Annotated in this window: 1 protein-coding gene; it reads left to right on the top strand. The window is 72.1% G+C overall.

The features are described 5' to 3' along the window. The first annotated feature begins 61 nt into the window (after nucleotides 1-61). Nucleotides 62-1,249: an acyl-CoA dehydrogenase family protein gene (locus N864_RS22315; protein ID WP_034722752.1), complete on the top strand. Its 1,188-nt coding sequence runs from the start codon at nucleotides 62-64 to the stop codon at nucleotides 1,247-1,249. Nucleotides 1,250-1,299: the final 50 nt, after the last annotated feature.

Genomic DNA, 1,299 nt, shown 5'->3' with positions numbered 1-1,299 from the left:
GGGGGAGGCGGTGTGGTTGAGTGCAGACTCGGGGGACAGCCCAGCCGGAGCAGGAGGATCGATGACGACGGAAGCCAGCCCAGCGGCATACCTCTCCGAGGAGGTGCTCGAGCGGATCCGCGGCCGGGCGGCCCGGCTCGACCGCGAGAACGCCTTCTTCGACGCGGACCTCGAGGACCTGCGGGCGGCCGGCTACCTCACCGCGATGGTGCCCGTCGAGCTCGGCGGCGGTGGCCTGACCCTGCAACAGCTCACCCTGGAGCAGATGCGCCTCGCCGGGGCCGCCCCCGCGACCGCGCTCGCGGTCAACATGCACCAGGTCTGGGTCGGCGTGGCCAACACCGTTCGCGCCCATGGCGACTCGTCGATGGACTTCGTCCTCGAGGAGGCCGCGGCCGGTGAGCTCTTCGGCTTCGGGATCTCCGAGGCCGGCAACGACCTCGTCCTCTTCGGCTCCTCCAGCGAGGCCCGCCCGGACGGCGACGGGGGCTACCGGTTCCACGGGACGAAGATCTTCACGTCCCTGTCGCCGGCGTGGACCCGGCTCGGGACGTTCGGCACCGACACCTCGGGCCACGACGGGCCCCACTCCGTCTACGGCTTCGTGCGCCGGGACGACCCGGGCGTCACCGTCAAGGACGACTGGGACACGCTCGGGATGCGGGCGTCGCAGTCGTGCACGACGATCCTCGACGGCGCGCACGCGCCCGCAGACCGGGTCGTGCGCCGCCTCCCGCCCGGCCCGACGATGGACCCGCTCATCTTCGGGATCTTCGCGAACTTCGAGATCCTCCTCGCCTCCGTCTACACGGGCGTCGCGCAGCGGGCGATCGAGGTGGCGACCGACACCGTGAAGCGCCGGACCTCGCTGAAGAACCAGGGCGCGCCCTACTCGAACGACCCCGACATCCGCTGGCGCCTCGCGGACGCCGCGCTGGCACTGGACGGCGTCTACCCGCAGATCGAGCTCATCGCCCGCGACGTCGACGCCCTCGTCGACCGCGGACCGCGTTGGATGCCGCAGCTCTCGGCGGTCAAGTCGCGCGCCACCGAGACCGCGCTGCGGGTCGTCGAGCAGTGCATCCGCGTCTCCGGCGGCTCGTCGTACTTCAACCGCAGCGAGCTCTCGCGCCTCTACCGCGACGTCCTCGCCGGCATCTTCCACCCGAGCGACGACGAGTCGGTGCACGGCGCCTGGGCCAATGCCCTGCTCGGTCCCGTCGTCCCGTGGCCGCCGGCGGAGGGCTGAGTCCCAGCCACCCACGAACGGCGCGGTATGCCGCTGAGCCGGCTCAGCGG

The organism is Intrasporangium chromatireducens Q5-1 (assembly GCF_000576575.1).
Taxonomy (GTDB): Bacteria; Actinomycetota; Actinomycetes; order Actinomycetales; family Dermatophilaceae; genus Intrasporangium_A; species Intrasporangium_A chromatireducens.
This window is presented reverse-complemented; position numbering and strand designations above follow the sequence as displayed.